Here is a 25,808-nt window from a genome sequence, read left to right as displayed (position 1 = left end):
AAATAAAAAACCTCTTCATAATATATATGGGAGGTTGGTCGGGTTTTTGGCGTGTTATTTCAAAATTTTTTCGACTCCTACTACGGTGTTTGTTGTTGTTGTTTTTGTTATGTTTTTTCTTAGTGATTTATTACTTGGTAGGGGCTTGTAAGGGGCTTATGAGGGGCTAGTTATCGGTTACTTCGATTAAAAATACTCGATCTGAGAAGCCGCCTCTTTCTTCTGCTTTCTTTTTTCGGATGTTGTTGATTTCTTCTAGTGTTGTGCCTTCGTGTTCGGCTAGGGCGTTTATTAGTTCTAGTAGGTCGGATAGTTCTTCGAGTTTATGTTCTTTTTTGTCTGCTTCTAGATATTCGGTTAATTCTTCTTGTGTTTTTTTGCAGAGTTCCTCTATGTATTCATCTTCATTTAGGATTCTTGTTGTGGGGGTTTTTCCGTTGTTTTTTATTATTTGTGGGATTTTGTTTCGGATTAGTTTGTTGTAGGTTGGCATGTGGGTTTCCTCCGTTTGGTTTTTCTTCTATTATAATGGAAAAGCAGTTTAACTAGGTGTTAAACTGCTTCATTGCTTCTTTTATATAGTTTTCTTCTTCGGTTGTGAAGAGAGTTGGGAATTCGGATAGTGGGTTGATTATACTTTCTACCTCACTTTGAGATTTATCAAAATGATTTGTTATTTCTTCTATTAAATTGAAGAATTTTTTCAAGGTAACTTGAACATCAAGATGATCTGGATTTTTCTCCTCTTTCTTATACCTTTTCAACTTCCCTATCACATCCATAAGGCGTTGCTCAAACTTTTCTTTTAATTCTTTATTACTATAAAATACTTGGATGTATGGCTTCGGAAATTCCTTCCCTTTCTATACTCTATCTTTTTCAGCATGTCGTTAATGGCTTTCTGTTTATCCTACCTTGTAATACGAACCAATACGGCTATTTTAGTGAAAAAAAAAACATTAATTACTATGACCAATGCTCTTTTACTAATTTCATTAGAGTGTTTTCACACTATAAGTTTATATGAAGTACTCAATCTAAAATATACCTTACAATATTATGTTTTAGATTAACTATATTTTTCAACCAATAATATTGAATGTTTCTTCTAAATAATTATCTATACTACCATCGTATTCACTTAGAAAAGCGCGTTCTCTAGTTCCTTCCCCTATACAGATTAAATTTGCATCACCATTAAAATAATCTGTATTATATTCACTTATCTTATTTTCAAATTCTTTTACTTCTGCAATTGAAAGTATTATTTGTGTGTCTTTCGGTCTATTTTTACTAATAAATTCTATAATAGTATCTTTATTTGATTTTTCGATATCTTCTTTAAAAATTGCATCAAGCATAAATGGAAAACGGTGAATCTGTTTCGTTTTTTCTATTATTTTGTTAAATGCAAAGTTATATGCCAATACTGTTTTATGAAGTTCCACACCCTGAGAAGGAAAAGCTGAAATTTTATATAGTGATTTATATCGATCTTCTATTAATGGTTTTACTCCTAAATCGTCAAGATAATTCAGAAAAGTTTTTTTGAACTCACTAGTCTTACTTTCCCTTATACTTTTTACCTCTTCCTCTGTCTTATACCCTTTAAGATCATTTACAATACTCTCCTTTTCATATGTAAGCTCCCCTACCTTATGTTGTAGATTACTTATTAACTGAATGTTCGCTTTACTTTTCATCCAATTATCAAAAGACATATTATACGTTTTGTATTTCTTTAATATTTCATATTCCTTCATCTTTCGTTTTTTACGCGTATCAATATCCTTTTTTAACGAATTTATTTCGGAAGACAACTCTTTTATCTTAATTTTACAAGATTTTATTTCTTTTATTGTATCATTCTGTTCCTGAAGATACTTATAAGAAGCAGCAATACTGAAACTAAGCTCTTGATCACAAGTAGGACAGACTCCCCCTATTGGATTTTGCGTTTTGTGATCCTTTGAAATTTTTCGAAGTAATGATTGCCTCTCTTGATAAAAGCTAAGTTCATTACATTTAGAAATAAACTTCTCCTCTTTCTCAATTAAAAGCTTTTGGTTATCACTATGGGAATCGAGATATTTTTCAGACAACTCCACAAACTGCTCGTCAACTAGTTTAGTAACTTGAAATTCTTCATTGTTTTTTTCGAAATTAATAAAGAATTTTATTTCATCTTCTTTATTTTTCAGTTGTTGTTCAAGTTTCCTTTTTTTTTCTCTATCAACAAAAGACTCTATTCCTAGATAATAATCCAGATAGTCATTTTTGAAATTTCTATAAAACTCAAAACTACTAAAAGCTTTGTGAAGATATACCCATCCAACTGACTGTGATATATAATATGGTAAAAACATCGCTTCAATTGGTGCTAAATTATATCCCTCCTTATTCTCTAATTTCAAAGAAAAACCGAACAATTCATGCATATATTCTTTTAATTTTTTATGTTCTCCAGAGTTATTCGCATTTATACCATTAAATCTAATTGATGGGGAATCCTCTCTTTTTATATATAAAGTTTCATCCTCCCTAATAAAAATCACATACTCTGTTTTATTATTTTTTACTATTTGACAGTCTACTCTTACTATAACTTCTTCATCAATTATCTCTCGTAAATAATCGTTATTATCATTAATTCCAAAAGTATAAAGTAACAACTGAAAAACTGTACTTTTACCAGCAGTATTTTTACCATAAATAATATTAACACCGTCATCAAATTTTGAATAAAAATACTTATTTTTACTTTCTGTATATGCTGCGAGTCTATTTATTATTAGTTTCACTTCCAACATTCTCCTTCACTTCTATGTAAGCTGCAAAAATAGCAGCCTTAACCTTCAATTCTGTCAGTTTAGAATTTTCCGTTTTAATAAAATTCTCATATAGATCTTGAATACAATCAACTTCATCTATATAATTATCTAAGAGATTTTTGTTATTATTAACAAAGTCAAATATTTTTTGATGTTCTACTTGTTTTTTGTCTTTGAATCTATCAATGGAATTAATAAAATATGATTCAAATTCCTTCTGCTCAGATATAACAATTCTTAATTTTTTACATGCATCTTTTTTTTCTTCACGCCACAATTCAAATGCCATATTCTTTGTAGTAATAACATTAATTGCCATATTAATTCTTTCACTACTTACACGTTTTGATTCATCCATTAACTTCACAATATTACCGTTATTCAAAGTATTCTCGACATCCCTAAAAAGAAGCAACAACGCATCTACAGCTGCCCTATGATCGCTAACCGTATCACCAAATATTCTACTAAAATATCCTACTAAAGAATCTTTTTGCTGCTTATGCTGTTTTGGTAAATCAAGATATGCCATCGACAAATTATTCAGTTCCTCTAAACCTTCTAAATTCTGACCTAACAGTTTTTCTATTTCAGATTTAATTACACTGGCTATTTCTTCATTTAAATCAATCAATTTTAATCGATTGTTCGCTTCATTAATAGTAATACTTTTTCGCTTCCCTTTTGCTCTTTTATTATTATTTAAGTTGATTGAATTATTTGTAACAAACTCTAAATTATGCATATAACTTTCTAACTTCTGCATACTATCATTCTTTAAGCTTATTCCTACCTCCGTCATCTTTTTTAATATTTCATACATATCCTTTCCCTGCTTCCACTCCCCGGAAGATTTTTTTGCTTGATAAGCGTCAATAGATAAAATTACCTCCTCATTTGTTTGATAACAGAATAAGAAGTCATCATGGTGTTCCAAACAAATAAAGTACTTCCTATTTTTTATATCTTCATATTTATCAAACAAAATATACAATGCACAATGCTTCTGAAACTCAAATCCTGATGATCCATGCACCCCTGCATTTGCAGATCTATTCAGAATATCCATACTCATCCCTACTTTACAACTAATTTATCTAATATCTAAAATATTTCTCCCTAACACTTTAGATATTTGTTCAAAAACCCTCATTAATATTTTAAAACATTTCGTCATATTCTTTCAATCTCCTGTTTAATTCTACAAATCATTCTCTTCCAACAAATTTTTAAACTTTCAGTTACTCTTGATACAATTATAGATTTCACTTTGTCTACTCCAAAGATTTAGCAAAAAACAATCAATTAAGAAAGAATTTTCATATTTTTTAATTGAGAACTTATTTTTATTTAACCAGACTATTTTCATCATAGGAATTCTCCTGAATCTAGAATTTAAAAGTAAATTGTAAAGCGTTCACGTTTGCTTATCATTTTTTCGTTCTAACTAATTGCAACTAACTCAAAACATTTCCAAAACAAAAATAGCTAATACCATATCGAAGTATATTTAATCTTCGAAAGGCATTAGCTTTATTCGAAACCTCATTTATTTAAAAATACTGTAACTACCAACTAACTTTAAACTCCTTAATTTAACAAAAATATACACTTTTAAATATTACTAGAATTCCCTCTAGTAACAATCACATTCATCGCTCTCTCTTCCACAACAGCCCCATCTTTCACTACATAAACATATACCTTTTCTAATATGTCATTCAGATCCTCAGCATAAAAATCACTAGGATTATACTGCTCATTTCTTGTAAGAATAATATAGCGTTCTTCCCCATTAAATCTTTCGCTGTAATAATCTACCAAACCTAAATTATTAAACATTTTTATATTTAAACGACCATTTTCTCTTTCATAACTCATTACAGCTTCATAATAATCTTTTGCTATTACTCTATCACATAGGCCATTCGGTACTAATTTCATTGATATGATTTTCTTTGGCGGCTTCATAGAAATATTTTTTTGACGATAAATTACATTTAATCGTTCTTCTTTTTTGATATCCAAATCAATGAGTTGCGCATTCATTTGATTTATTAGAGCGCTATTCCGATTATCAAGGTTTTCCTGTTGGTATACCTCTAGTCTTTCTAACGTTTCACGATATTGTTGATTAAATGTCTTCTCCAAAAATGTTACTAGTTTATTTAATTCTTTCTCTCTCTTTGTTAAAATATTATCTCTGACTATGATAGATTGCTTCATTACCTCACTCATACACTGACTAGTGGCATCTATTTCTGTATAAAATCCATTATTGATAAAATCATTAGTAAAAATCCAACCTTGATCCAACGTAATAAATTCTCCGTTTTCTCGTCTTGCAAGATGAATATAATGATTTTCTAATTCTTCCCCTGTACCATCCACAATACTTACATGATATATTTCCACATATAGATTTTCGGGAACATTAGCTGTCACAGTATAGCAATGCCACGTCCGGCCTTCTACTTCCTTTTTCATCAATTCCAATGTCGCATTAAATAACGGATGACTTTCAGTTATCATTGGTAACTCATCTTCTTCAAATTCTATTGAATTTGTAAAGCGATAGCTGTCTCCTTGATAATCTTGTAACTCTGGAATGTAATCTCTTATAAACTTTGGCAAACGCTCAATACGCATAACTTTTCCATCTTGAGATTTGAAAATACGAACACGCTTTTTTTCTAAAACATATGTTGCTAAATCTGTAAATGTACGCTTTGGTATCATTTGAACAGTTAAATCATTTTTCTCACGTTTTAAATTTGAAAGATCAACGTTATCTTCAGTCATTCGCTCTTCTGTCATTAAAGCTAACAGCTTCTGATGTTCTTCAGATAAAGTTTTTTCCATACCAGCAATGACTTCATCAAGGTGTTCACGTTTTATAATAGCTTGTTGCATTAAATCTGCTAAACTATCATAATGATCTTCCAAAATATCACCCATAAAATCATATACAAGATCAGATCCTAAATCTGATTTCATCAACTCCATTTTATCTAGTAACTTAGTCATTACACTACCTTCACGCGTATTTTGCGCTACTAAATTAAAAACAAACACTTCATTTTTTTGCCCAATACGATGAATACGCCCCATACGCTGCTCTAGCTTGTTCGGATTCCATGGAATATCATAATTTATCATCTGATTACAAAACTGAAGGTTAATAGACTCCCCACCAGCATCTGTAGCTATCATAATTTGACATTCATTACGGAACATTTCAACTTGTTTCCGGCGTTGCTCCATAGACAAGCTTCCAATAATTTTTGCTATTTTCGGTAATCGTTTCAAAAGTTTTTCTTCTAAATAATTCAAAGTATCTACAGATTCCGTAAAAATTAAAATCTTTTCATTATGATTTAAAAGCCCACTCACTCCAAATAATGTCTCTTCTAACTCTTGATATTTTTTCTCCACAACATACAACTTAATATTTTCAGCTTGCTGAATAAGCTTTTTCAATACAATCAATTCTTTTTTCAATTCTTTTGTATCAATAACATCAATTGATTTCTCAAGCTGAAGTTCTATTTTCTCTTGAATATCGCTACCTTCTTCTAAATAATTTTCTGTTTCTAGGTTTTTCATTTTCTTTATATACTTATTGCGTTCAGCTTCTGTTTGTTTGTATAGCTTAATTAGTCGATTATATCTTCTTTTTAAAGATAAATAAATCGCATCAATAGAAGAACTTAATCGACGCTGCAATAACATCATCGCAAACGCCGTACTATTACTTCCATTATTCATTGCGCGATTAAAATACTCTCGTACGTATTCAGTTACCGCATCATACAACGCTAATTCTTCATCTGTTAAATTAAATTGAATTGTTTTCGTAGTTCTTTTTGGAAATAATGGCGTTCCATCAAAATTCTTTAAGTTTTCTTTTAAACGACGAATAATAAACGGATTCGTTTTTTCTTTTAAACTTTCAGTTGTCTTACTACTGGAGAAAATATCTTCATCGATTAACTTCATTAAGTGTCTAAAGTTTTCAGAATCACCTTTATGCGGTGTTGCAGTTAGCAATAAACAGTGATTTGTTTTTCTTAAAAGTGATTCCCCTAACTGATATAATTTTGTTCGAAATGTTTTCTTTTTAACCGTCCCATGTGTATACGCCGCCATCTTATGTGCTTCATCTACAATTACCAAATCAAACTGCGCTTCTTGAATCAATGCCTTTACATCATCTCTCATAGCCCAATACATAGAAGTTAAACACAATCTATTTGATATAAATGGATTCTTACCACCATACTCTTTTAGTACCGCCCGATTAATAATATGAAAATGCTCATCAAATTTCTGTTCCAACTCTTCTTGCCATTGCTTCAATACAAGTGGAGGAACTAAAACTAAAATTCGCTCAACACTTAACCTTGCTTTTAATTCCTTAATGAGCATTCCAGACATGATTGTTTTTCCAGCACCTGGATCATCAGCTAATAAAAAACGAACGTGTGGCACTTGAAGCATTTTCCCATATACAGCTTCAATTTGGTGCGGTAACGGCAATAAATTCTTGTTCCCTAATGCTCTTGTTTTAGAAAATTTCACTTCATTTTTTAACAATACATATTGTATGTATCTTTGAACATCTAACGCTTTTAAGTTTGCAACTTCCTTTTCTTGTTTTAAATGTTTAAAATCATGAATCTTTTCTTGTTCTAACATAATTTCATAATACTTATTTGTTTCTTGACCAATTGCCTCAATAATGACGTATTCTCCAAAAGCTTCACATTTTTTTATTTCTACACTTTCAGGAAACTGTGAACTTGAGACAATTTCACCTACTTTCATCATGAACAATACCTCCTCTATTCATAAGAAAACCTTATTCACCAATGAATAAGGTTTAACTTCTCTTACACTCTACTATTAACGTATCTACTCCTTGATGGTGTAACTTTATCCCTTCACTTTGACGCAATTCAAATAAATCAAATTCGTGGCCAAATGGAAATAACATAGGATGATTTTGCATTATATCGAGCTGTAATGCTGTATTGTCTAAAACATGTAGCATTATTTGTACAATAAATACCTGTAGAACCGGATTGCTAATAAACACCTTATCCGGTAATTGATACGAACGGTTTTTAGTTGGAAGTATAATTCCCCACGCTTTTATACTCATTAATACTGCGCTGGTAGCTACTTCCACTCTTCGCCTGTCACCATACTCTTCTTTCATTCTTTTCCCAATCACTGTACTAGGAACCGTAGCTTGTAATTGAAACAACTTTCCTAGCTCATGTACAGCATCTTTAAAAAATGGATAAGCTGCTAATGTCATTCCCCAGTGTACAAAAACACGCTCATCTCTTGTTAACACAGGTAATACTTCCAAAACTCTATCGCGAATCTCGATTAAATCCTTATCAACTAAATACCATATTTTCATTAACATCGTAACAGCGTTTTTTCTAGACTTCGCTCCTGTAATATCGTTTCGTAAATAACCATCTAGCACTTCATACATATCTTTGCGAGAATATTTTTTGGTATGATTCGCTGTAAAATCTAAATGATGCAATAATACCTTTTGATCAAATCCAACAGGTTTGGTCATAGAATATCCTCTCCTTAATTTTGTTGTACTTTTATAAAAGGTACAACTACTTCTTCTAGACTGATTCCGCCATGTGTCACAATTTCTTCACCTTTTTGAACAAATGCTTGACCATACTGAGATAAAAGAACATTGTAATTTTCAGGAAGACCAGCATTATTCCAACTCACTGCATCAATTTTAGATGCCGAATCTTCATAAAGTATTGTGTCACTATATATTCGTACTCTTTCTCCTTTTTGATCCACTAAAACACCTTCTGAAATCCGTCCAATTCCTTTAGCTATCGTGTTACCGTGGTCAGCAGTGAGATAGATAGTATACTTCTCTTTTATCAAATCAGCTAATAAGTTTACGAGATAATTGGTCTGTAACCATATTTCTAAATTAGAAACTAAACTTTTTTCGCCTAAAACTGCGTGATGTGTGAATTTATCAATTACATCAATCACTGCTCCATATATTTTTACAGAATTTCTTTTTAAAGCAAGGATATTCCCCCTACTGTAATCCTCTTTACCTAATCCTTTTTGATATGCTATATATTGCTTCAACACTCCTTGCTTTTCCCAGAAAGCTTTCCAATACTTATCTTCTGCCACCGTTGTTTTTATTGTATTACTAAATGTAAATGGAATGCTACCTGAAAAAATAGCTTGTCGAGATACAGAAGTAAGTGTCGGTACCCATGCAAATATACCATTTTCCTCAAAAGAAAAACCATTTTCTTTCAAGTGTTTTTTTACCTGTTTCCATTGAATAAAACTCATACCATCCAGTACTAGCAGAGCTACCTTTTCGTTTTCTTTTCTTTGTGCATGCAATACATGTGGAACATGATGAACCATCTTCGGTTTTGGAATTGGAGGCAAACTTATTAAAGTATGATACTGTTTTAACATCCAATCTTGGAAGTTCTGATTTACTTTCATCATTAATGTGTTTGCCTCTTCCACACGTACTGTATCATTATTTTCCAATGCAGTGTACTTATATTCAGCAACCAAATCAATTAACTCAATCCAGTCTTTATACAACTTAATCCTTGCAAGTTTCTCGTTAACCATTTTACTAATGTGGTTTAGCTTTTCGTGAAGCGTCTCTAATTTAGATTCTTCCTCAATTCCTATCTTCATCCAATTAGGGGTTTGTAAAAGTGAACCTTTCTTTACTTTTGAAACGGCCCCTTCCATAAATAAGTTAGCCATTAGTCTCCATACATCATCATTTGTAAATGGATGTATTTTATATAACGGCGCAGGTTCCGAGACTTTTTCACTCTCACACTTTGTATATTCAGATACAAAACAAGACCATTGTTCCTCTAAAAACCCATAAAAAAATCCCGTTGAAGAAATCAATTTTTCTATCGGTAACTTATGAAACACTTTAAACTGATTGAATTTTTCTATAAGAAACTCCTGTACAACCTGAGGTATTTCTTTCTTTCTATAATGAAGAGAAAGAAGGAGCTTGTACAATTCCACTTCACTATCAATAATTTCATAGGATATTTTATACAAATGTTTTACGATATACTCCAAAGTATCTTTATTAGAAGAAGAGCCTTGATACTGTGCATGCACAGTAAACAAGGCATCTAAATCTTCACGGTTCATACTTCGAAGTATTGGCGCAGAAAACTTTGGAAAGATTGTACTGATATCAATCTTTGTACTAAAGTTACCCTTTATATACTCGTACGGAAACGTAATATCATCATTTGTGTATACCAATAATTTATCAGACTTTAATGACTCACGATATTGCTGCTCGTACAAATACCGAAAAGAAACACTATCTTCAAAACGAATAACCTCATAACCCTCCTCTTTTAAATGATTTAAAAGTAATTCATCATTTAAAAGAAAATCTTGATCATGGACTAATATCATGTTGCTGTTTTGATATTGAAATTTCTTCAGTATTCCATCACGCCAATTCTCCATCATCATCACCTACTATAGTCCTAAACGAATACACGCATTATCATAGTACATTAACAACTTATCATCTTCTTGAATTATTTTTTCAGGAAGACAATCTCCGACTTTCACAATCTGCTCAAATTCCTTCTCACTATAGGCTTTCTTAAATCCAGCACGAATTGCTTCTGTACGGAATTGTTTTAACTTTTTCTTACTGCTTTCTAATTCTTCTACGTAACCGTTAAATTCGCGAAGTAATGCTTTCTCACGAAGCTTCTCTAAATCTGCCTGCTTATTCGAGTCTGGTACATACCAACGATTCATTGCTTTTTCAATAAATGCAGGATCATTTAAATCAAAACCACGTAAATCTTTATAATTTCTTCTTAAATAAGAAGAAACCTGATCTGGTACACCTTCATCACCCTCATAAGATAAGAAGTTTTGATGTAATAAATCATCTAATTCTGGAAGTAATTCATGTTTAGCAATATGTTGAATTTCCTTCATATAATTTGGATGTAAATCTTGACGGGTTTGTGGTTTCTTTAATAACTGCTGACGAATCCATTCAATTGCGCTGTTTTCATCAGATACAAATAAACTCATTTGAGCAAATTCTTTAACTAACGTACGTTTCTTGTCATATTCTGCTACTTGGTTTTCTAAAAACGCCATACCGTCACGCATTGGGAAACGCTGTACGACACCAGATTGGAACTCAGCTGATGAGATGGGAACTGGTAAGCCATTTTGGACATGATAAGCCACCATACGGTCAAATAAGATACGTGGTGTACGTTCTGTAATGATTGATGCTTCCCCCTTTGAACCAAGGAAAACAGGTAATTTTTCTAAATGCTGTGTAACAAATGTCCAAGCCGATTCCTTGGTATTCGTTTGTTCACGCATTTTATTGATATTTTCATCAGATGGTTTGTATGCGGATATAACCAAATCTTGTTTAACAGCAGTTGTAGTTATCATTGCATGGAATCCACCTCTTTGTTTATTCAAAGCATCAACACTCGCAATAATAAAACCCGATTCTTGTAGTGCATGTTGGATAGAATTCCACACACTAGCTTTAGTATTTGAAAATTCAACTGTTATCCATTTATTAGGCTTTAAGACTCTATATGCTTCTTTGAAACAATCTGTTATTAATTTAGTGTATTCTTGAATTGTTTTATTTTGACTCTTATTTTCAATAGCTTCATTTTTAGTATTAGTCATAATTCTTAACCAAGCTTCTCTTGTAAAGCTTAGTTCAGAATACATAATATTGGCACCAAAAGGAGGGTCAATAAATATATAGTCAATTGAATTATCTTTAATATTTAAAGAAGTGCTACTTTGTGTAGAAATAACATTACCATTTAAGTCATTCCAAGCATTTATTATTTTTTTTAATTGAAATTTTGCCTGTGGAATAAAATTATTTTCAACAAATAATGATGGGAAATATAATGTATTTGCCATAGGACCTACAAGAGCCCTAAATCCTTTTTCTTTACTAGCGTACTGAGGCATATAGCGATTCATTTTTGTTAGTTTAGGCAAAACACTCCCTAGCAGGAATTGTGCATCGTCTATTGCTTCATACTTCTGGATTTTCTCCAAATAACTATTAATCATATAAAGCGTTCGTATATTATAAAAACTGTGTACTTTATTATAACCTAAACGAATTGGACGTAGTGTTTCGTCACCTTCAAATAACTCTACATCTAGAATATTATTAAGATTAGATATTTCTTTTACAATCTCTATTATCTTTAAATCAAAAATATCCACATCCTTGTCAAATCTTTTCTTTCCGATAGTATAGCTAATTTTTTTAGGAGTAATTTTAGGTCTATTTACAATTTCTTTAGAAATTTGATCAAAATAATTTTCAAATAATTTTTCAGTAACCTTTTTTTCCATGATGGCATCACAATTTGGACAGCACATATCCTTTTTAACAGATTTTTCATCCCGATTAACTATAGCCTGCCAATAATCAACCTCTGATTGACAAGAATTACAAGTATATACCTCACTCCAGATAGTGTAATTCACCGGATAAAGGTCATCTTTGTATTTCTCACAAAAAGATTTTGCTTCATTAACGTTTGAAATTTTTTGGATTTCTTCAATAATATCGTTATTATTTGGGATTTCATGAAAAGTTAAGTAAGACCATCCGCATTCTTCGTCAACTTCATTAAGGATACTTTTTAACAATTCCTCACTCTTTTGTTTATCCGCTTTTTTATTGTAATTATAAGATATAAATGTAGCAGCTGGAGAAATATCTGTTAATATAGCTCTTCTATAACCTATTTCTGAATTGATTTTTAATGGGTTGTCACTAGGATCAGTAATATTTCCGTAATCGTCAATCAAAAGATTAAGTTCTTGAACTTCTTTAACATCTGAACACATTTCACTTGCTAGCCCAGTCATTCCGGAACCTGAAAAACTATCTAAAATAATATCTCCCGGTTTAGTATAATGTAAAATATATCTCATTATTGCTTTGTACGGAACCTTAGTATGGTAGCTATGTGCATTATAAATAGTGTTATTTTTCCCTTCACTTACATCGGCTGCAAAAGGTTCACGGTGGTACTCTTCACTTATATCTCTACCATATTTCTCTACTTTTTCTCTTTCCCACTCCTCAATAAAATCATTTATCCAAGGATTAGGACATACCGTATAATATGGCGGATCAGACAACGCAATAATATCCTCATCTTCTCCAATAGGAAATCCTTCTATCCCCTTAAGGTCCGGAAGTATTTTACGTAATTCATTTTGAAAATATCTCCGACGGATTTCATCGTTTTCAAATGTCATACCTAAGCAGACAATAGGAACGTTGTCTGCTTGAGTATTTTCATCTAATAGTGATAATTGTTTCGTATCTTTATCCAAATTTGTTTCCTCCTACTTATTTCTTTACCGTTAAACGAACTCGATTTATTTCATTTGTACCAATTAATCCTTTTAGTAGCATATCGAAGTTTTTACGTGCTTCATCCACTGTGATAGGATTTCCAGCCCCAAATACTTTCATAAGTTGTTCCATCTCAATTTGCTCTTTATGAATCCCTTTAAGGACAACATTAATAGCATTAATTAAATTTAATGAAATTGGAAGTGTAAATGCTTTATTTTGAATTAATTCATTCATTAAACGCTTTTGTTCAGATTCGAGTAAATCAATACTTTCTTTTACAATTGAATCATTAAAATTCGTTAATAGTGTTTCTGTCCATGAGTTTAGAAGTTCTCCTAATTGATCTTCTAGCTGTGTCAGTGAAGGCTTCGCTTTATTTTGTTCTTCTCTTGGATTGAATCTGCAATTTGGACACTCCGGCATATGTTGTAGTTTTTCCACTGTCAGATTATAACAATCTTTCAACGCTTTTAAACTCATTTGCCAATCATCAAAAGCTTGATGAGGTAAGAATGATATTTTAGAAGCCAATGTATTTAAAGCATCATAACGCGGATCCTTTAAAAGTTCTGATTTTTTCTTGTTTTCAGTTGCATTCAACCGCGCTTTTTGATGAAGCACCATATAATGTTCAATATATTCTTTTCTTAGTCGCTCAAGCTCTGCAACTTCTCTAGAACAATCTTCACCATTTTTTAAAGTGATGCTTAAATTATCAAGTGACACATCGACATCATCTATCCATTCTTGACTAGGAGACACGATATATCTTGCTTTCGTTAAATAATCCGCTACTTTTGTATATTCATTAATCTTCTGTTGTAGCTTCTCAAGCTCATGAACAATTGCTAAGTTCTCTTTTTCTTCTTCAATACGATTTATATCATATTTCAAGTTCACCATTTTAGCACGAGTATTGTAAACTTGTAGTCCTTGTAAAAATTCATTTAAACTACTTAACTTTATAATTTTTTCTTCTTTCTCTTCTAATGAGAATAACTGTCCATCCCAAATTACAAATCGATTTCGGATATTAGCAACCATCTCCACAGTCCTGTTTGTTTCTTCTTTCGCTCTAGAAATAATTCTTTTAATAGCAAAGTCTACAGCATCTAAATCAGTAAAATCAATTTGTTCTCCACCAAACATAGCAATTAAAGCCTTCACTGCTGAAACTGGTAAACCACTTGGCTTTTTAATATGGCTAAAATATGTTAAATCATTTACGGGCAAACGAACAAATTCAGCAAAATTCATAGCTTCATATGTCGTACCATTTACAGTAACAACAATTTCACCACTTTGAATTAAAGATGCTAATACTACCGCTAATAATTCAGGTTCCATTGCGAATTGCTTTGTTAATCTTTGATCCGGTGTCCCCTGTACTGTATTAATGACTTCTATTAATTCATTTTGATTCAACACTTGTCCTGGTTCTTTTTGATTTAGTAATTCTAATACCCATTTCGCATAACCAGAGTTTCTTGCAGTGACATTCCCATTATTATCAAGAAGGACTAAACCATTTAAAATTGCTTCCCCTTGATTTGTTTTCTTTCCATTTAAGTAATCTAACGCATCTTTTACGTATGTTTGCATATTTGATTTCGTAACAAACGATTTATCTAATTTACGGAAAGTCGGGTACTCACTATATTTCACCTCGAACCATTGGGAAAGTAAATCTTGTGAAACCGAATCAATAATTTGAATTAGTGTATCTGGATTACTTGGAAGGAAGAATCCATGCTCTAAAACATCAGCGTGCTTTCCTCTATAAACAATTTCAAAAGCTTCAACAAAATTTTCTTTTAACCACTTTACTAACTTCTTCAAATAATCATCCATTTTCGGCTTATATAGATGGCGATTTGTTGTTGTATCTTTGTACATTTCACATGAACCACTATATAGACGTAACAAATTAACAAAATCATCATTTTTCTTAATCAAACGGAAAAATACTTCATCTTCTTTCTGTTCATCTTTAAATTTCGGTTCTTCAAACGGTTGGAGCATATAAATATAAAAGTCACGTTCAGGTTGCGCTGTAGAGCGCTCATTCGGTGCTCCGAAGAATATATAGCCTTCACGTTTAACACGGCGATCGATCCATGGAATTTCGTGCAACCAAATTTTATATCCACTCACATAAGAAGTGTCAGCTACTTCTGTCGCTTGTTTTAAAACTTGGAAGTAATAACTGTCTAACTGATTATCTGTTAAACCTTCTCCGCGTTGTTGAATTAATTCGTCGACTGCCGTTACTTTTGCAATATCAATGTAATATTGACCATTATCTTTATTTAACGATACAAATTGGAAACTCGCTGCAGTCATTAAATCTTTCATAGCCGCTTCAATCATCGTTGTTAAAAATTCAGATACGTCTTCATCTAATTCTAACAGCATCGGGTTGCTTATAAATAATTTATCACGTAATGATTCTGATGTAAGACCAATTGGTGTCTTTAGGTCGTCTGTCGTTAAACGATATACAGCTAATGCGTTAACTAACTGATTAGCTATATTTTTGTATTGACGCTTCACACCTGTCTGAACACATCCTTTTAACATTTCAACTTTATTCATAACCAACTTCACATTATCATTTGTTCGAAGAGACGAGTCTTCCTCAATGTATTGCCAATAACGATCAAAAGAGATTAATCCTGTAGCTTCTTCAGGGACTTCAAGCATTAATAATTTTTTAATTTCTTTACTGATTGTTTGAAGTACAACACGCTTTTCAGCAATATTTACCTTTTCAAATGTCTCAAGATAGGAAGGGTGAATTGGATACATATTTACGAACGTTTCCATATCTTCCGCTAATCCATTGTACAATTTTGTGAATTTACTCAGATGTTCACGAACCAATGCTTTTTGTTCATCGTTTTTCTTTAACAAACGCTCAGATACAACGAACGCTATATCTTCACGAACGATGCGTGCTTCTTTAAAACGCTCTTTCACACGACGAAGTGAATCAGCAACAAAACTAAATTTAGGATTATCAAATAGCATTTCCTGTACACCAGAAATAAAACGGAAACGAGATTTACCACATACTTCTCCTACTTCACGTAAAAAACCTAAATCTAAAGTCAAATCTTGTTCTTTACGACCACGTAAATAGTCAAGTAACTCATCAATTACTAAAAGTAGTCCTTTATCTGGATATTGCTCATGGAACAATTCCATCATTTCATAAAACATTTCTTTGTTATTAGTAACTTGATCCGCTGCTGGGAAAGTATAATCAATCCCCATTTTTTCTAATCCACTTTCTAATTCAAGACAAATGATATCTCGTAGCGGCATTGTAACTGCACCAAATTCGGCACGAACAACTTGAAATTTCCCTTCAATTTCTTTTGCCTTTTCAGCTACTTCTTTATGTCGTAAGTGCTCACTTGCTCCTGGTAATTCTGCAATTGTAGAAATAACACTCATTAAATGAGATTTACCCGTTCCATAGTTACCAACAATAAGCATTCCTTTATTATCAACCCAACGATCGAATTGAACATTTTCAATAATCTCATTTGTTAGTTTTTCTGCCATGTTATCTGAAATAACATATGTATTTAATAGTGAAATTGCATAATCTGTATCATTTGCTTCTTTTAGTTGAACAACCGATTCAACTGCTTCAAACTTTATTAAATCTCCATATTTTAACATCCTTACAACACTTCCTTTATTTAATTCGTAATTGCTTTCCCTTCAAAATTACCATTTGAATAATATTCTGGATGTCCATTCTCAGCATAAATCAATTGCCCATTTATATATATTCCAGGCCATATTACAATGATTTTATTTCGTTTGCTTATGTTTTCTAACAAACGAATTGAATTAATTTGTAAAACCGGATCAAATAAAATATCAATATATTGAAGTAAATATATTTTAGATGGATTATTAATCTTGTTTTGCATAGCTTCTTCAACATAAAGTGGATATTTATTTTTTGAAACAGCCACTAGTGATTCACTTAATATTAGATTTACATTCAATACTTCAATATCTGAATTTAAACTAACTATTTCGTCCACTATAGATTCAACATTACATACAAAAATCAACTTATGCCACCAAGAACTCATGTTTTCTATCTCATTTTTTAAAAGATGAAAATCCATCTGGCATACATCCTCTTCAACTAAAATTACAATACATAAAATTAAATTTTCTTTTTCAAAACCCCTATTTTTCGTGTATTTAAAATTCACTTATATAAAATATAGTAATATAACTTAAATATATTCACAATGAAAAACGGCAATGAAACCCTTCCTAAAAATGGGATTATCATTTGAAAAGTGTCATATTTTCAAATCCTAACAGTGGAACTGTCGTACGACGATCTAATAGATGATTATTCCATTCACATGATGTTTCAGAAACATAAGAACATGCATGACATGCAGCACCGTTAATAGATGTTTGTAATTCAAAATCACCATCAGAACAATGAGGATCTGATGAACAATACTCAAAACGTTCTAATGCTCGTATAAAAATCGGGTACAATTTTTCTGGCTTAGATAGTTCAATCAAACCACCCAAACTGCCTTCTGAATCAGAAGATGCTGTATAAATTAATACGCCCATCATATCAGGACCACAATATAATCTTTCTCTTAAAGATGTTGAGGAATATCCCGAATGTGCTGCAAACTCCTTGATTAACATGTGTGAAAATGTGTGAATCAGAATATCCTTTGGTGCTAAATCTCGACTACTATAACCAAGCTCTTCTCGCATTACGTTATATTTATTAATGATTTTGTTAAGTTGCTGCTGTACATTTTGATTTGCTTGCCATTTGTAAATCGCTTTAGGATTAAATTCAAAAAATACTCCTTCACCATGTACTAAAACACCAGGTAACCAATTTTGTCTTTCTTTCATAATAGGAAGTACATCTAGAGCTTCTTCAAAAAATGGATCTGGATAGTTCAAACGTGTAAATCCATTTAGCACTCTTACTTCACGTAATCGGTCTACACGAACAATCGAATTAAAATATGTAGACATTTCCTCATGTATTGCAACTTGTTTACTAACAAAACCGGTTTCTTCTTGGTCATTAATATTACCAGAAATTAGTGTTAACCATTCTTGTTTACGTATTGAATCGTAATTTACTGTCTCCTCATTTAGATAATAATTCATGACCCTTTCATAATCACTTTCTGGTCTACCTAAAACTGAACAAATTAACGTCTTTTTTGCATTTTCATCATAGTTCTGCATTTCTAGTAAGTTTGTAATTACATCCCTTTTGCTATCAACAATAAACATGATTTCATCACCAGACGAAGCTGTTAAAGGAATTGAAAGAACACTTGTAATAATTGGTGTATAAATATTGGAAGCTCCACGCAAACTTGTTTTCATACTTTCCGAGCATTCTTCTTTATCATTTAACCAAGGGCGTTCACCAGTACATTGAGGAACATATTTTTCAATTTCTTCCGTTTTCATAATTTGAGCAAGACTATTCTGTTCACCACACTTTACACATGAAACAACAATATCTGATAATGAACCGGCAGAACCTTTCGATTTGTATTTTAAGACTGGTTTATTACTAGAACATTTTTCACCATTATGCACCCAATCAATCCAAGGAAAATCACTTAAATGTCCTTGTTCACAAACGAGAATAAAACGGGACGGATATAATTTAACACTTTTGTCTTCATTTTTTTTACAATAAAAACATTCTTTACTTGCAAACGAATCCATCATCCCACAAGACGGACATATTCTCCATCGCGGAAACGATCTCGCTCCAACTTTTATACGATCTTCTTCCTCACTAATCAACTTAATATAATCAATATTTAACATTTTTTCTATTCTGGGCTCTTGATAACGATTTTCTCTTGGAATTGACCACTCATCCGCTGCAGAGATAACTACACTATCCTCTATTAAATCAACAATAGCACCCGGTCCATGATAGTGTAATAACTGAGAAGGACGCAATTTACCTATTTCCTGCTTACTCATAATTTCTCATCTCCACAATTTTAATTTCACCTTCAACATTTCTTAATGAATTTAATGTAGGTTTTGCATATTGATAATTTGTTCTTTCTTTGAAATTTTTTAAAATATGCCTTGTTCTTCCTTGTTTGATGTTTTGTCGGTAACTTAATTTCTCTTCAGAAATTGCCCTACCTTCCCACCACGAATAGATTTTCTCTATCTCTTTTTTTATATCATTTAGTTCTACTTCACTTGTAGATACCGCTCGTTTTATAATAAATTCTAGAATTTCATCAGTTATGTTGTTTTGCCTAAACTCCACCGCACCATTTTCTTTACGCAATGTATAATCGGTTTGTCGAATCATTCCGACTACAAGACCAGTTAATCCTCTTTCAAGGCTACCACTTGCAAAGGAAGTTACACTTGTTGGTTCAACATAACGATACATCGCCTGATGAAATGCATTGAAACGTTCAAAATGTGATAGATCTCTTGATCTCATCGAATTAAATAAAGTAACAACCAAACCTGGATAGCTACGACCAACACGGCTCGTAGCCTGAATATATTCAGAGGCCGTTTTTGGCTGATTGTGCATGACCATTAGCCCCAATCGATTCACATCTACTCCAACAGAAATCATATTAGTTGCTAATACTACATCTAATCCATTCTCATCATATTTACGTTCAATCGCACCTAACACTTGTGGGATTTCCGCCGCTTTTTTTCTCGAAGTTAATTCTTCCGTAATTAATGGGTTGACCATTTTACTTCGGTCACTTAGTAATTTTAAACGAATCGGGATTTCGTCTTTTAACTTCGTTGATGTACCAGATAATTCTTTTACTGTATTAAAGTAACCAAGAACAGTCCAATATGGGTCAATAGAATCATCCTTTTCCTCCAAGTTGCGAACGATAGAGAGCAATGCAGCGTAAACGTGTACCGTATGAATTGCCCCACTCACACCTGGTGCACAAACACCTAAATAAAAACGACCAGGTTTTTCTTCTATCGGAACTTGATAAGAGAAATAATTATCACGCGCATCCGTTACCGATAAAGGAAATTGAGACACTTCTCTACCATACAGGCGTTTAACTTGTTCTTGTGCTCCACGAATCGTTGCTGTTGAAGCAATAATTTTAGGACCTTTTCCATTGTATTGACATAAATAATCAATTGCTAATTCATACAGTCCTGTTAGGGAGCCTAATGGTCCACTAATTAAATGCAGTTCATCTTGAATTATTAATTCAGGTGGTATTAAACCGTCTATTTCTTCTGTATAAATCCGTTGCTTATTAATTAAATGATAACTCTTATAATCTATATCATTTACAAACCCTTCAATAGGACTATAGTGTGTTTTCCAGCCAAACAACTCACAAAAACGTTTATTCCAAGCAATCTGCGCAATTTTGTCTACTGTACCAATTAAGATTGTAGGCACATGATTATATATAACTTCATCTACAGTATAGGCTGGAATACCTCCATTACTAGCGTAATAACATTCTGAGTGGCTACAAGTAATTCTCTGTCTATGATCTTCAAAGTGATAATCGTGTGCAGATAAACTAGAACCACACCAAGGACAATTTTCTAACTGCACTGGATTTGCCTCAGTCACTTCATTCCCATCAATAATTTGTTGTAACTTTTCCTTTGCTTCTTCAATTTTATTTGGTGTTGAAGCTTGGCCAATCCATAACCCAATTGAAAAAGGCTCTAACCCCCATAATACAGGATCCTTTTGACGTAAAAACTCCGCTGCGCAAACCATTGCAGTAGCACGTTGAAATTGTTGGGTAGTTAGTAATCTTAGTGTATATCTCATCAAAACAGTTACTCCTGCATATGTTTCACGTTGATGCGCTACACCATTTAATCGTCTCAGCCCCATTAAGAAAGCTGCTACTCCTAAATAGGCTTCAGTTTTCCCTCCACCTGTTGGAAACCATAGCAAGTCAACCAAATCACGGTCTTTATGTTCGGGATTACTAACCCCATCAATATTCATTAAAATAAACGCCAACTGAAAAAGTCTCCACCTACCATTATAAACCGGCTCAACTCTTTCACTGTTGGATCGATATTTTAGTGCCACTGTAGATTGAGCTTGTTGAATCGCTATTACTCTATTCATAAATCTAAATGCCTTTAATTTTTTTTCATTTGATACTACCGATAAAATACCATTCTCAATTCTTTCAATGATTCGGCTAACTTTAGACAAATTATTATTCACTACACTATGTAAATGACTAGGAATTCCTTCGAATTTATCTGATTGCTCTTTTACCCACACCCTATACAAACAAACTAATTTATATAAATTAGTTTGCAATTCTTCTGCCGACATCTCAGCCAGTTCAACCATAGAAGTTTTTAACTCCTTTATTTCCTTATGCTCGACAATTGGCACCTCTGTAGTTGGTAGCCATGTAGTTTCTAATAAACATTTTCCTTCACTGAAACTACAACCTATACCAACACCATGGCCGATAGCATATTCATTTACATGACGGTACAATAATTCATCTTCCAAATTCCATTGATCTGCTCGTGAACTAAACTTCGCTATCGATTCCTCTTTAACTTCTACGGCAAGCTTTGTTTGAAACATAATCTCATTTTGAAGTGGATAAGAATCACGTTTATACCCATTTAACAAATAAAAACTAACATGATATATTCCATCTCTTTCTTTTACCTTACATCGGAGAACTCCCGGTTCCTCTAATTGCCACTCTTTATTTTCTGGAATAAGCTTATCAAGCGTAACCATAATAGGTTTTCGCACATGATTTTCACCATACATTCCCCATGAAATCTTAATATTAATAGGAACTAATTGACTCATTCGAAAACTAAATCCCATAGATGAAGCTCGAAACGGATTTCGGTTTGCAATTAACTCATCCACATTCTCTGTATCTAACAACTCATTTGTTTGAACATCATATTCTTCTTCATTTACAACTTCAACTGTTGATCCGAAAGGAACTAACTTGCCTGTTAAATACAGTGCCATAGGTGTTTTTTTACTACTTAATACTTCATAATCTTCTATAGGTCCGATTAAAAATTTTTCAAGATCAGCAATTAATTCTGTTCTACGTTCAAGATGAGAGTTTAACTTTTTCATTTCAGCACATTTCTCCTTCTTACATTTTTAAATTTCCATTTTGACATAAGGAAAAAATAGGAACATATTTTTATATTACATAATTCTTCTATATATGTGCTATTTTTCTATTAATTACAGAAAATTCTTTATAAATTACTTTCCTATATGTATATCCTTCATATTTAACATAGTTCTACTAGTCCATAATTTATCATTTAACCTAATTCAGACTAATAATCTGATACTCAGTTAGTCACCTAAACAATGAATAACTATTAAGACTTGGTGACTAACAGCCATAAAATTTTACAAATCAATAGAGTTATATAACTCCAACAACTTCCGCCCTTCCTCAACAATCTCCTCTCTTAATCCCCCGGGTTCAACCACCCTAACCGAAGCACCCATCCCCAAAACCCACTTCTTAATCGACTCTTTCCCGCTCATCGTCGCCCGGAAAAGAATGCTTCCATCCTCATTATGGTCTATCTTTTGATTCTCTCCCCAAATGGATTCCGGTACAGATGCCGCGAATGGTGGATAGATGAGTAACTCAACTTCAAGTGATTCTTTCACGATACCTAATTTCGGAAATTCTTCTCGAATATCGAAATCAGCGGGTATTTCATATGTATCATACAAAACTCTAATATCCTTTATTCGTGATAATTTAAACATACGTTTTTCTTTTTTATCATTACACAGAGCTAGGCAATAAAAGAATTCATTGTAGTGTACAAAACCGTACGGATCAATAATTCGTTCTGACCTTTCACCAAATCGTTTCTCATATTGAATTCTCACCTTGCGTCTTGTAAATAAAGCTTCTTGTAGTTGTACATATTTTTGATTTTCATTAGAAAAAGCATTATTTGGCTTCGATCTTTGAACAAAATATATATGACGGTCTTTATTCGTTTCAACTTTCCGAACGGCATTCAATTTATCTAATGCTACTTGTGCGTCCTTTGCATAAATATCATTACCTTTTGAAACTAGTTTTTGAATTGAGAATGTTAACGCATCTAGCTCTTGTTGAGACATATTTTTAATAGGAAATAACGATGTATTCGAAAGAGAGTAACCGCCATCCCTTCCTTTCGTTGTCTCAATTTTAATACCTGCCATTTCAATATCATCACGATAAATGCGGACCATCCGTTCTTTTACTTCTAACAACTCTGCTAACTCACTAATCTTCATTTTCTCTCTTGCATGCAGGAGTTCAATCATATACAGACAATTGCTTAATTTACTCATATAATTCCTCGTTTCTATTCATCCATCCTCATCTAAGTATAAAAAATTAGAATCACCTTTTCATACTATATCTAAAATAGTTAAAACAATCGCCAAGTACATCTCTCTGCACTTGGCAATTCTTTTTAAATATGAACTTCCTCTTTAGCGATATCTGTTAACATTTGAATAACATTTTGACAATCCGTATCATTAAATAGCTCGTTCATAGCCTGTATAACAATGTGTTCATCTGACCAGTTGCTTATATTACTTGTATTTGTATAAATCCTTGTATACGACGCTTCTGGTCTTTTCGCTGCTGCGCTTATTTTTCTCCCTTTACTTTCAAGCCTTGTTAATAGTGCTAATCTCTTTTGTGATTCTAGTGGTCCAATTTCTAGTGTCAATTTCAATCTATTATCCTTCAAACGTTCAAACCACATGATTACACAGTTATTTAACCACCAATTCCATTTCGGTGTTCCAAATTGTTCTTCTAGTTTACGGAACTCCGGTATAATGAATGATGGTAGTCGGTGATGAATATTGTAAAAGCCTTCTTGAAACTTTTGTTTATGGACGAATATTTGAAATGCATTAGCTAAAGTATCCACGTCTGTTTGGCTACTCTCCACAGCAACAATTTCAGAAGAAGAATCTTCTTCTCCGTATACAAGCCCCTTTATAGTATCGCCTATAGCTGCAACCACTTGATTAAAATCAGCATTGTTATACATATCATTCATCACACGAAGAATTTCATCTTGATCTGCCCAATCACTTATATTTTCATATCCAGCATAAATTCTTGTGTACATGGATCCAGCTTCTTTTGATTTTTCTTTAATAGTAATTCCATTTTCCTCTAACTTGCATAATAACTTTAATCTCTGCTTGTATTCCAACGGCCCGACTTCAACGATAAGTTTCATACGCCCATCTATTTTTCTTTCGAACCAAGTTATAAGAGCATTATTTAGCCACCACTCATGATTTGGAACTCCAACAATCTCATCAAGTTGTTTCCATTCTTCGAAGATGAAAGATGGAATACGAATGTGTTCATGGTAGCAATCTTCTTGTATTTGATTTTTCTCTACAAACTGTAAAAATGCCTCTCTCATGACGCTATTTCCAGCTCCATGTATAAAGTGAAGCGTTTCAGCATACTTCTTATAAATTTTACAAAGATCTTCTTTTTCTTCAGCATTCAATTTCTTTACAGCGCGTAACAACTCTTTATTAACAAACTTTCCAACTATTTTTCCGTTACCATTTAAGCATAGAAAATCAACAGCGGCCTTATGGCTCTTATACACTGTTAACGCTAGTTCAATGTCTTCCTCATCACGAACAAGTTCTCCTTCTAATATATCAATATAATAGGAAAGAAAATCTTTTATTGTACTAGACGTATACTCACTATAAATCTCCAATTGGCTTTTTAGGATATTTAATATATCCCCATAATCTAAAGTAAGATACGATTTATGACTTGGAGCGCTACCATCTAAACTTAAAAAAATTGGAATGATTGTATACCCTTCATATTTCTCACTAACAAAGTTTATGTAATTTTGTAATTGTCCATCTGACTCAGATGACTTATATTTATTTTCAATTAAAATAGCAACCTTTTGCGCCTCTGATATTGCCAAAATATCAATTCGTTTATTATTTTTCGTTTGTACTTCGCGGAACACTTCCAAATCTTGAAGAGACTGCTTATGTAATTTAATAAAATTATATTGTCCAATTAACTCCTCATTCTCCGCTTTTACAAAAGTCCTAGAAAGGATCTTATTTACAAACATAGAACCTAAGTGATGATTTTCCATAGGATCAAGTAGCCAAGCAATCATATTAGAATGTCTAATCTCAAACTTATCTACCTTCAATATTTTAAAAGGATTAAAACGATTAAACTTACTATGTAGCTTCTCAAACTCAATTGAATTATCTAACAATGATAAAATCTCAAAATTATAATCCACTCCACACACCGCCGTTTATAAATTTGTAAATCAATTCTCCTGAATAATCATTTTTATAAATTTTTATAAGTAAATTATAACTTATAATGTGGCATTATTTATGTCACATATCCTAT

General features: G+C 32.4%; 13 protein-coding genes and 1 pseudogene. All 14 read right to left on the bottom strand.

Annotated elements, in window-relative coordinates; translation table 11 throughout:
- Positions 1-166 precede the first annotated feature (166 nt).
- On the bottom strand, positions 167-493 hold the full coding sequence (locus ACTFP3_RS01190) for a nucleoside triphosphate pyrophosphohydrolase (RefSeq protein WP_440009131.1): 327 nt from the start codon (positions 491-493) through the stop codon (positions 167-169).
- 52 nt (positions 494-545) lie between these two features.
- Positions 546-827: pseudogene (locus tag ACTFP3_RS01185) on the bottom strand (MerR family transcriptional regulator); the annotation flags it as partial.
- Positions 828-1,082: 255 nt separating this feature from the next.
- Entirely contained in the window at positions 1,083-2,801 is a 1,719-nt protein-coding gene (locus tag ACTFP3_RS01180) for a hypothetical protein (protein WP_440009129.1), read from the bottom strand.
- Complete coding sequence (locus ACTFP3_RS01175) at positions 2,782-3,900, bottom strand: dsDNA nuclease domain-containing protein (RefSeq protein ID WP_321198245.1); 1,119 nt, start codon at positions 3,898-3,900, stop codon at positions 2,782-2,784. The genes ACTFP3_RS01180 and ACTFP3_RS01175 overlap by 20 nt, the downstream gene beginning before the upstream one ends.
- A gap of 545 nt (positions 3,901-4,445) precedes the next feature.
- Positions 4,446-7,661: a DEAD/DEAH box helicase gene (locus ACTFP3_RS01170; protein WP_440009127.1), complete on the bottom strand. Its 3,216-nt coding sequence runs from the start codon at positions 7,659-7,661 to the stop codon at positions 4,446-4,448.
- 52 nt (positions 7,662-7,713) lie between these two features.
- Positions 7,714-8,430 carry a hypothetical protein gene (locus ACTFP3_RS01165; protein ID WP_440009125.1) on the bottom strand — a complete coding sequence of 239 codons (717 nt, stop codon included), beginning with the start codon at positions 8,428-8,430 and terminating at the stop codon, positions 7,714-7,716.
- A gap of 14 nt (positions 8,431-8,444) precedes the next feature.
- A complete protein-coding gene (gene pglZ, locus ACTFP3_RS01160; protein ID WP_440009123.1) occupies positions 8,445-10,379 on the bottom strand; it encodes a BREX-3 system phosphatase PglZ in 1,935 nt (644 codons plus the stop codon).
- Positions 10,380-10,391: 12 nt separating this feature from the next.
- Entirely contained in the window at positions 10,392-13,283 is a 2,892-nt protein-coding gene (locus tag ACTFP3_RS01155) for a DNA methyltransferase (RefSeq protein ID WP_440009121.1), read from the bottom strand.
- A 16-nt stretch (positions 13,284-13,299) separates the two neighbouring features.
- Positions 13,300-16,998: a DUF6079 family protein gene (locus ACTFP3_RS01150; protein ID WP_440009119.1), complete on the bottom strand. Its 3,699-nt coding sequence runs from the start codon at positions 16,996-16,998 to the stop codon at positions 13,300-13,302.
- A gap of 20 nt (positions 16,999-17,018) precedes the next feature.
- Complete coding sequence (brxF, locus tag ACTFP3_RS01145; RefSeq protein WP_440009117.1) at positions 17,019-17,459, bottom strand: BREX-3 system P-loop-containing protein BrxF; 441 nt, start codon at positions 17,457-17,459, stop codon at positions 17,019-17,021.
- Positions 17,460-17,628: 169 nt separating this feature from the next.
- Positions 17,629-19,338, bottom strand: a complete 1,710-nt coding sequence (gene drmB, locus ACTFP3_RS01140; RefSeq protein ID WP_440009115.1) for a DrmB family protein — start codon at positions 19,336-19,338, stop codon at positions 17,629-17,631.
- Positions 19,331-22,474: a DISARM system helicase DrmA gene (drmA, locus tag ACTFP3_RS01135; protein ID WP_440009113.1), complete on the bottom strand. Its 3,144-nt coding sequence runs from the start codon at positions 22,472-22,474 to the stop codon at positions 19,331-19,333. Before drmA ends, drmB begins: the two co-directional genes overlap by 8 nt.
- A 288-nt stretch (positions 22,475-22,762) precedes the next feature.
- Positions 22,763-23,716, bottom strand: coding sequence for a helix-turn-helix transcriptional regulator (locus tag ACTFP3_RS01130; RefSeq protein WP_440009111.1), 954 nt, complete (start codon positions 23,714-23,716; stop codon positions 22,763-22,765).
- 125 nt (positions 23,717-23,841) lie between these two features.
- Positions 23,842-25,692 carry a PD-(D/E)XK nuclease family protein gene (locus tag ACTFP3_RS01125; protein WP_440009109.1) on the bottom strand — a complete coding sequence of 617 codons (1,851 nt, stop codon included), beginning with the start codon at positions 25,690-25,692 and terminating at the stop codon, positions 23,842-23,844.
- Between the last annotated feature and the right edge of the window lie 116 nt (positions 25,693-25,808).

It is taken from the genome of Bacillus cereus group sp. MYBK5-2 (assembly GCF_051915685.1).
Lineage (GTDB): Bacteria > Bacillota > Bacilli > Bacillales > Bacillaceae_G > Bacillus_A > Bacillus_A cereus.
This window is presented reverse-complemented; position numbering and strand designations above follow the sequence as displayed.

What these genes read in the sequence shown, in the direction of transcription:
- ACTFP3_RS01190 (WP_440009131.1), bottom strand. Translation starts at nt 493, where the DNA reads ATGCCAACCTACAACAAACTAATCCGAAACAAAATCCCACAAATAATA.
- ACTFP3_RS01175 (WP_321198245.1), bottom strand. Translation starts at nt 3,900, where the DNA reads ATGGATATTCTGAATAGATCTGCAAATGCAGGGGTGCATGGATCATCA.
- ACTFP3_RS01170 (WP_440009127.1), bottom strand. Translation starts at nt 7,661, where the DNA reads ATGATGAAAGTAGGTGAAATTGTCTCAAGTTCACAGTTTCCTGAAAGT.
- ACTFP3_RS01165 (WP_440009125.1), bottom strand. Translation starts at nt 8,430, where the DNA reads ATGACCAAACCTGTTGGATTTGATCAAAAGGTATTATTGCATCATTTA.
- pglZ (WP_440009123.1), bottom strand. Translation starts at nt 10,379, where the DNA reads ATGGAGAATTGGCGTGATGGAATACTGAAGAAATTTCAATATCAAAAC.
- ACTFP3_RS01150 (WP_440009119.1), bottom strand. Translation starts at nt 16,998, where the DNA reads ATGTTAAAATATGGAGATTTAATAAAGTTTGAAGCAGTTGAATCGGTT.
- brxF (WP_440009117.1), bottom strand. Translation starts at nt 17,459, where the DNA reads ATGGATTTTCATCTTTTAAAAAATGAGATAGAAAACATGAGTTCTTGG.
- drmB (WP_440009115.1), bottom strand. Translation starts at nt 19,338, where the DNA reads ATGAGTAAGCAGGAAATAGGTAAATTGCGTCCTTCTCAGTTATTACAC.
- drmA (WP_440009113.1), bottom strand. Translation starts at nt 22,474, where the DNA reads ATGAAAAAGTTAAACTCTCATCTTGAACGTAGAACAGAATTAATTGCT.
- ACTFP3_RS01130 (WP_440009111.1), bottom strand. Translation starts at nt 23,716, where the DNA reads ATGAGTAAATTAAGCAATTGTCTGTATATGATTGAACTCCTGCATGCA.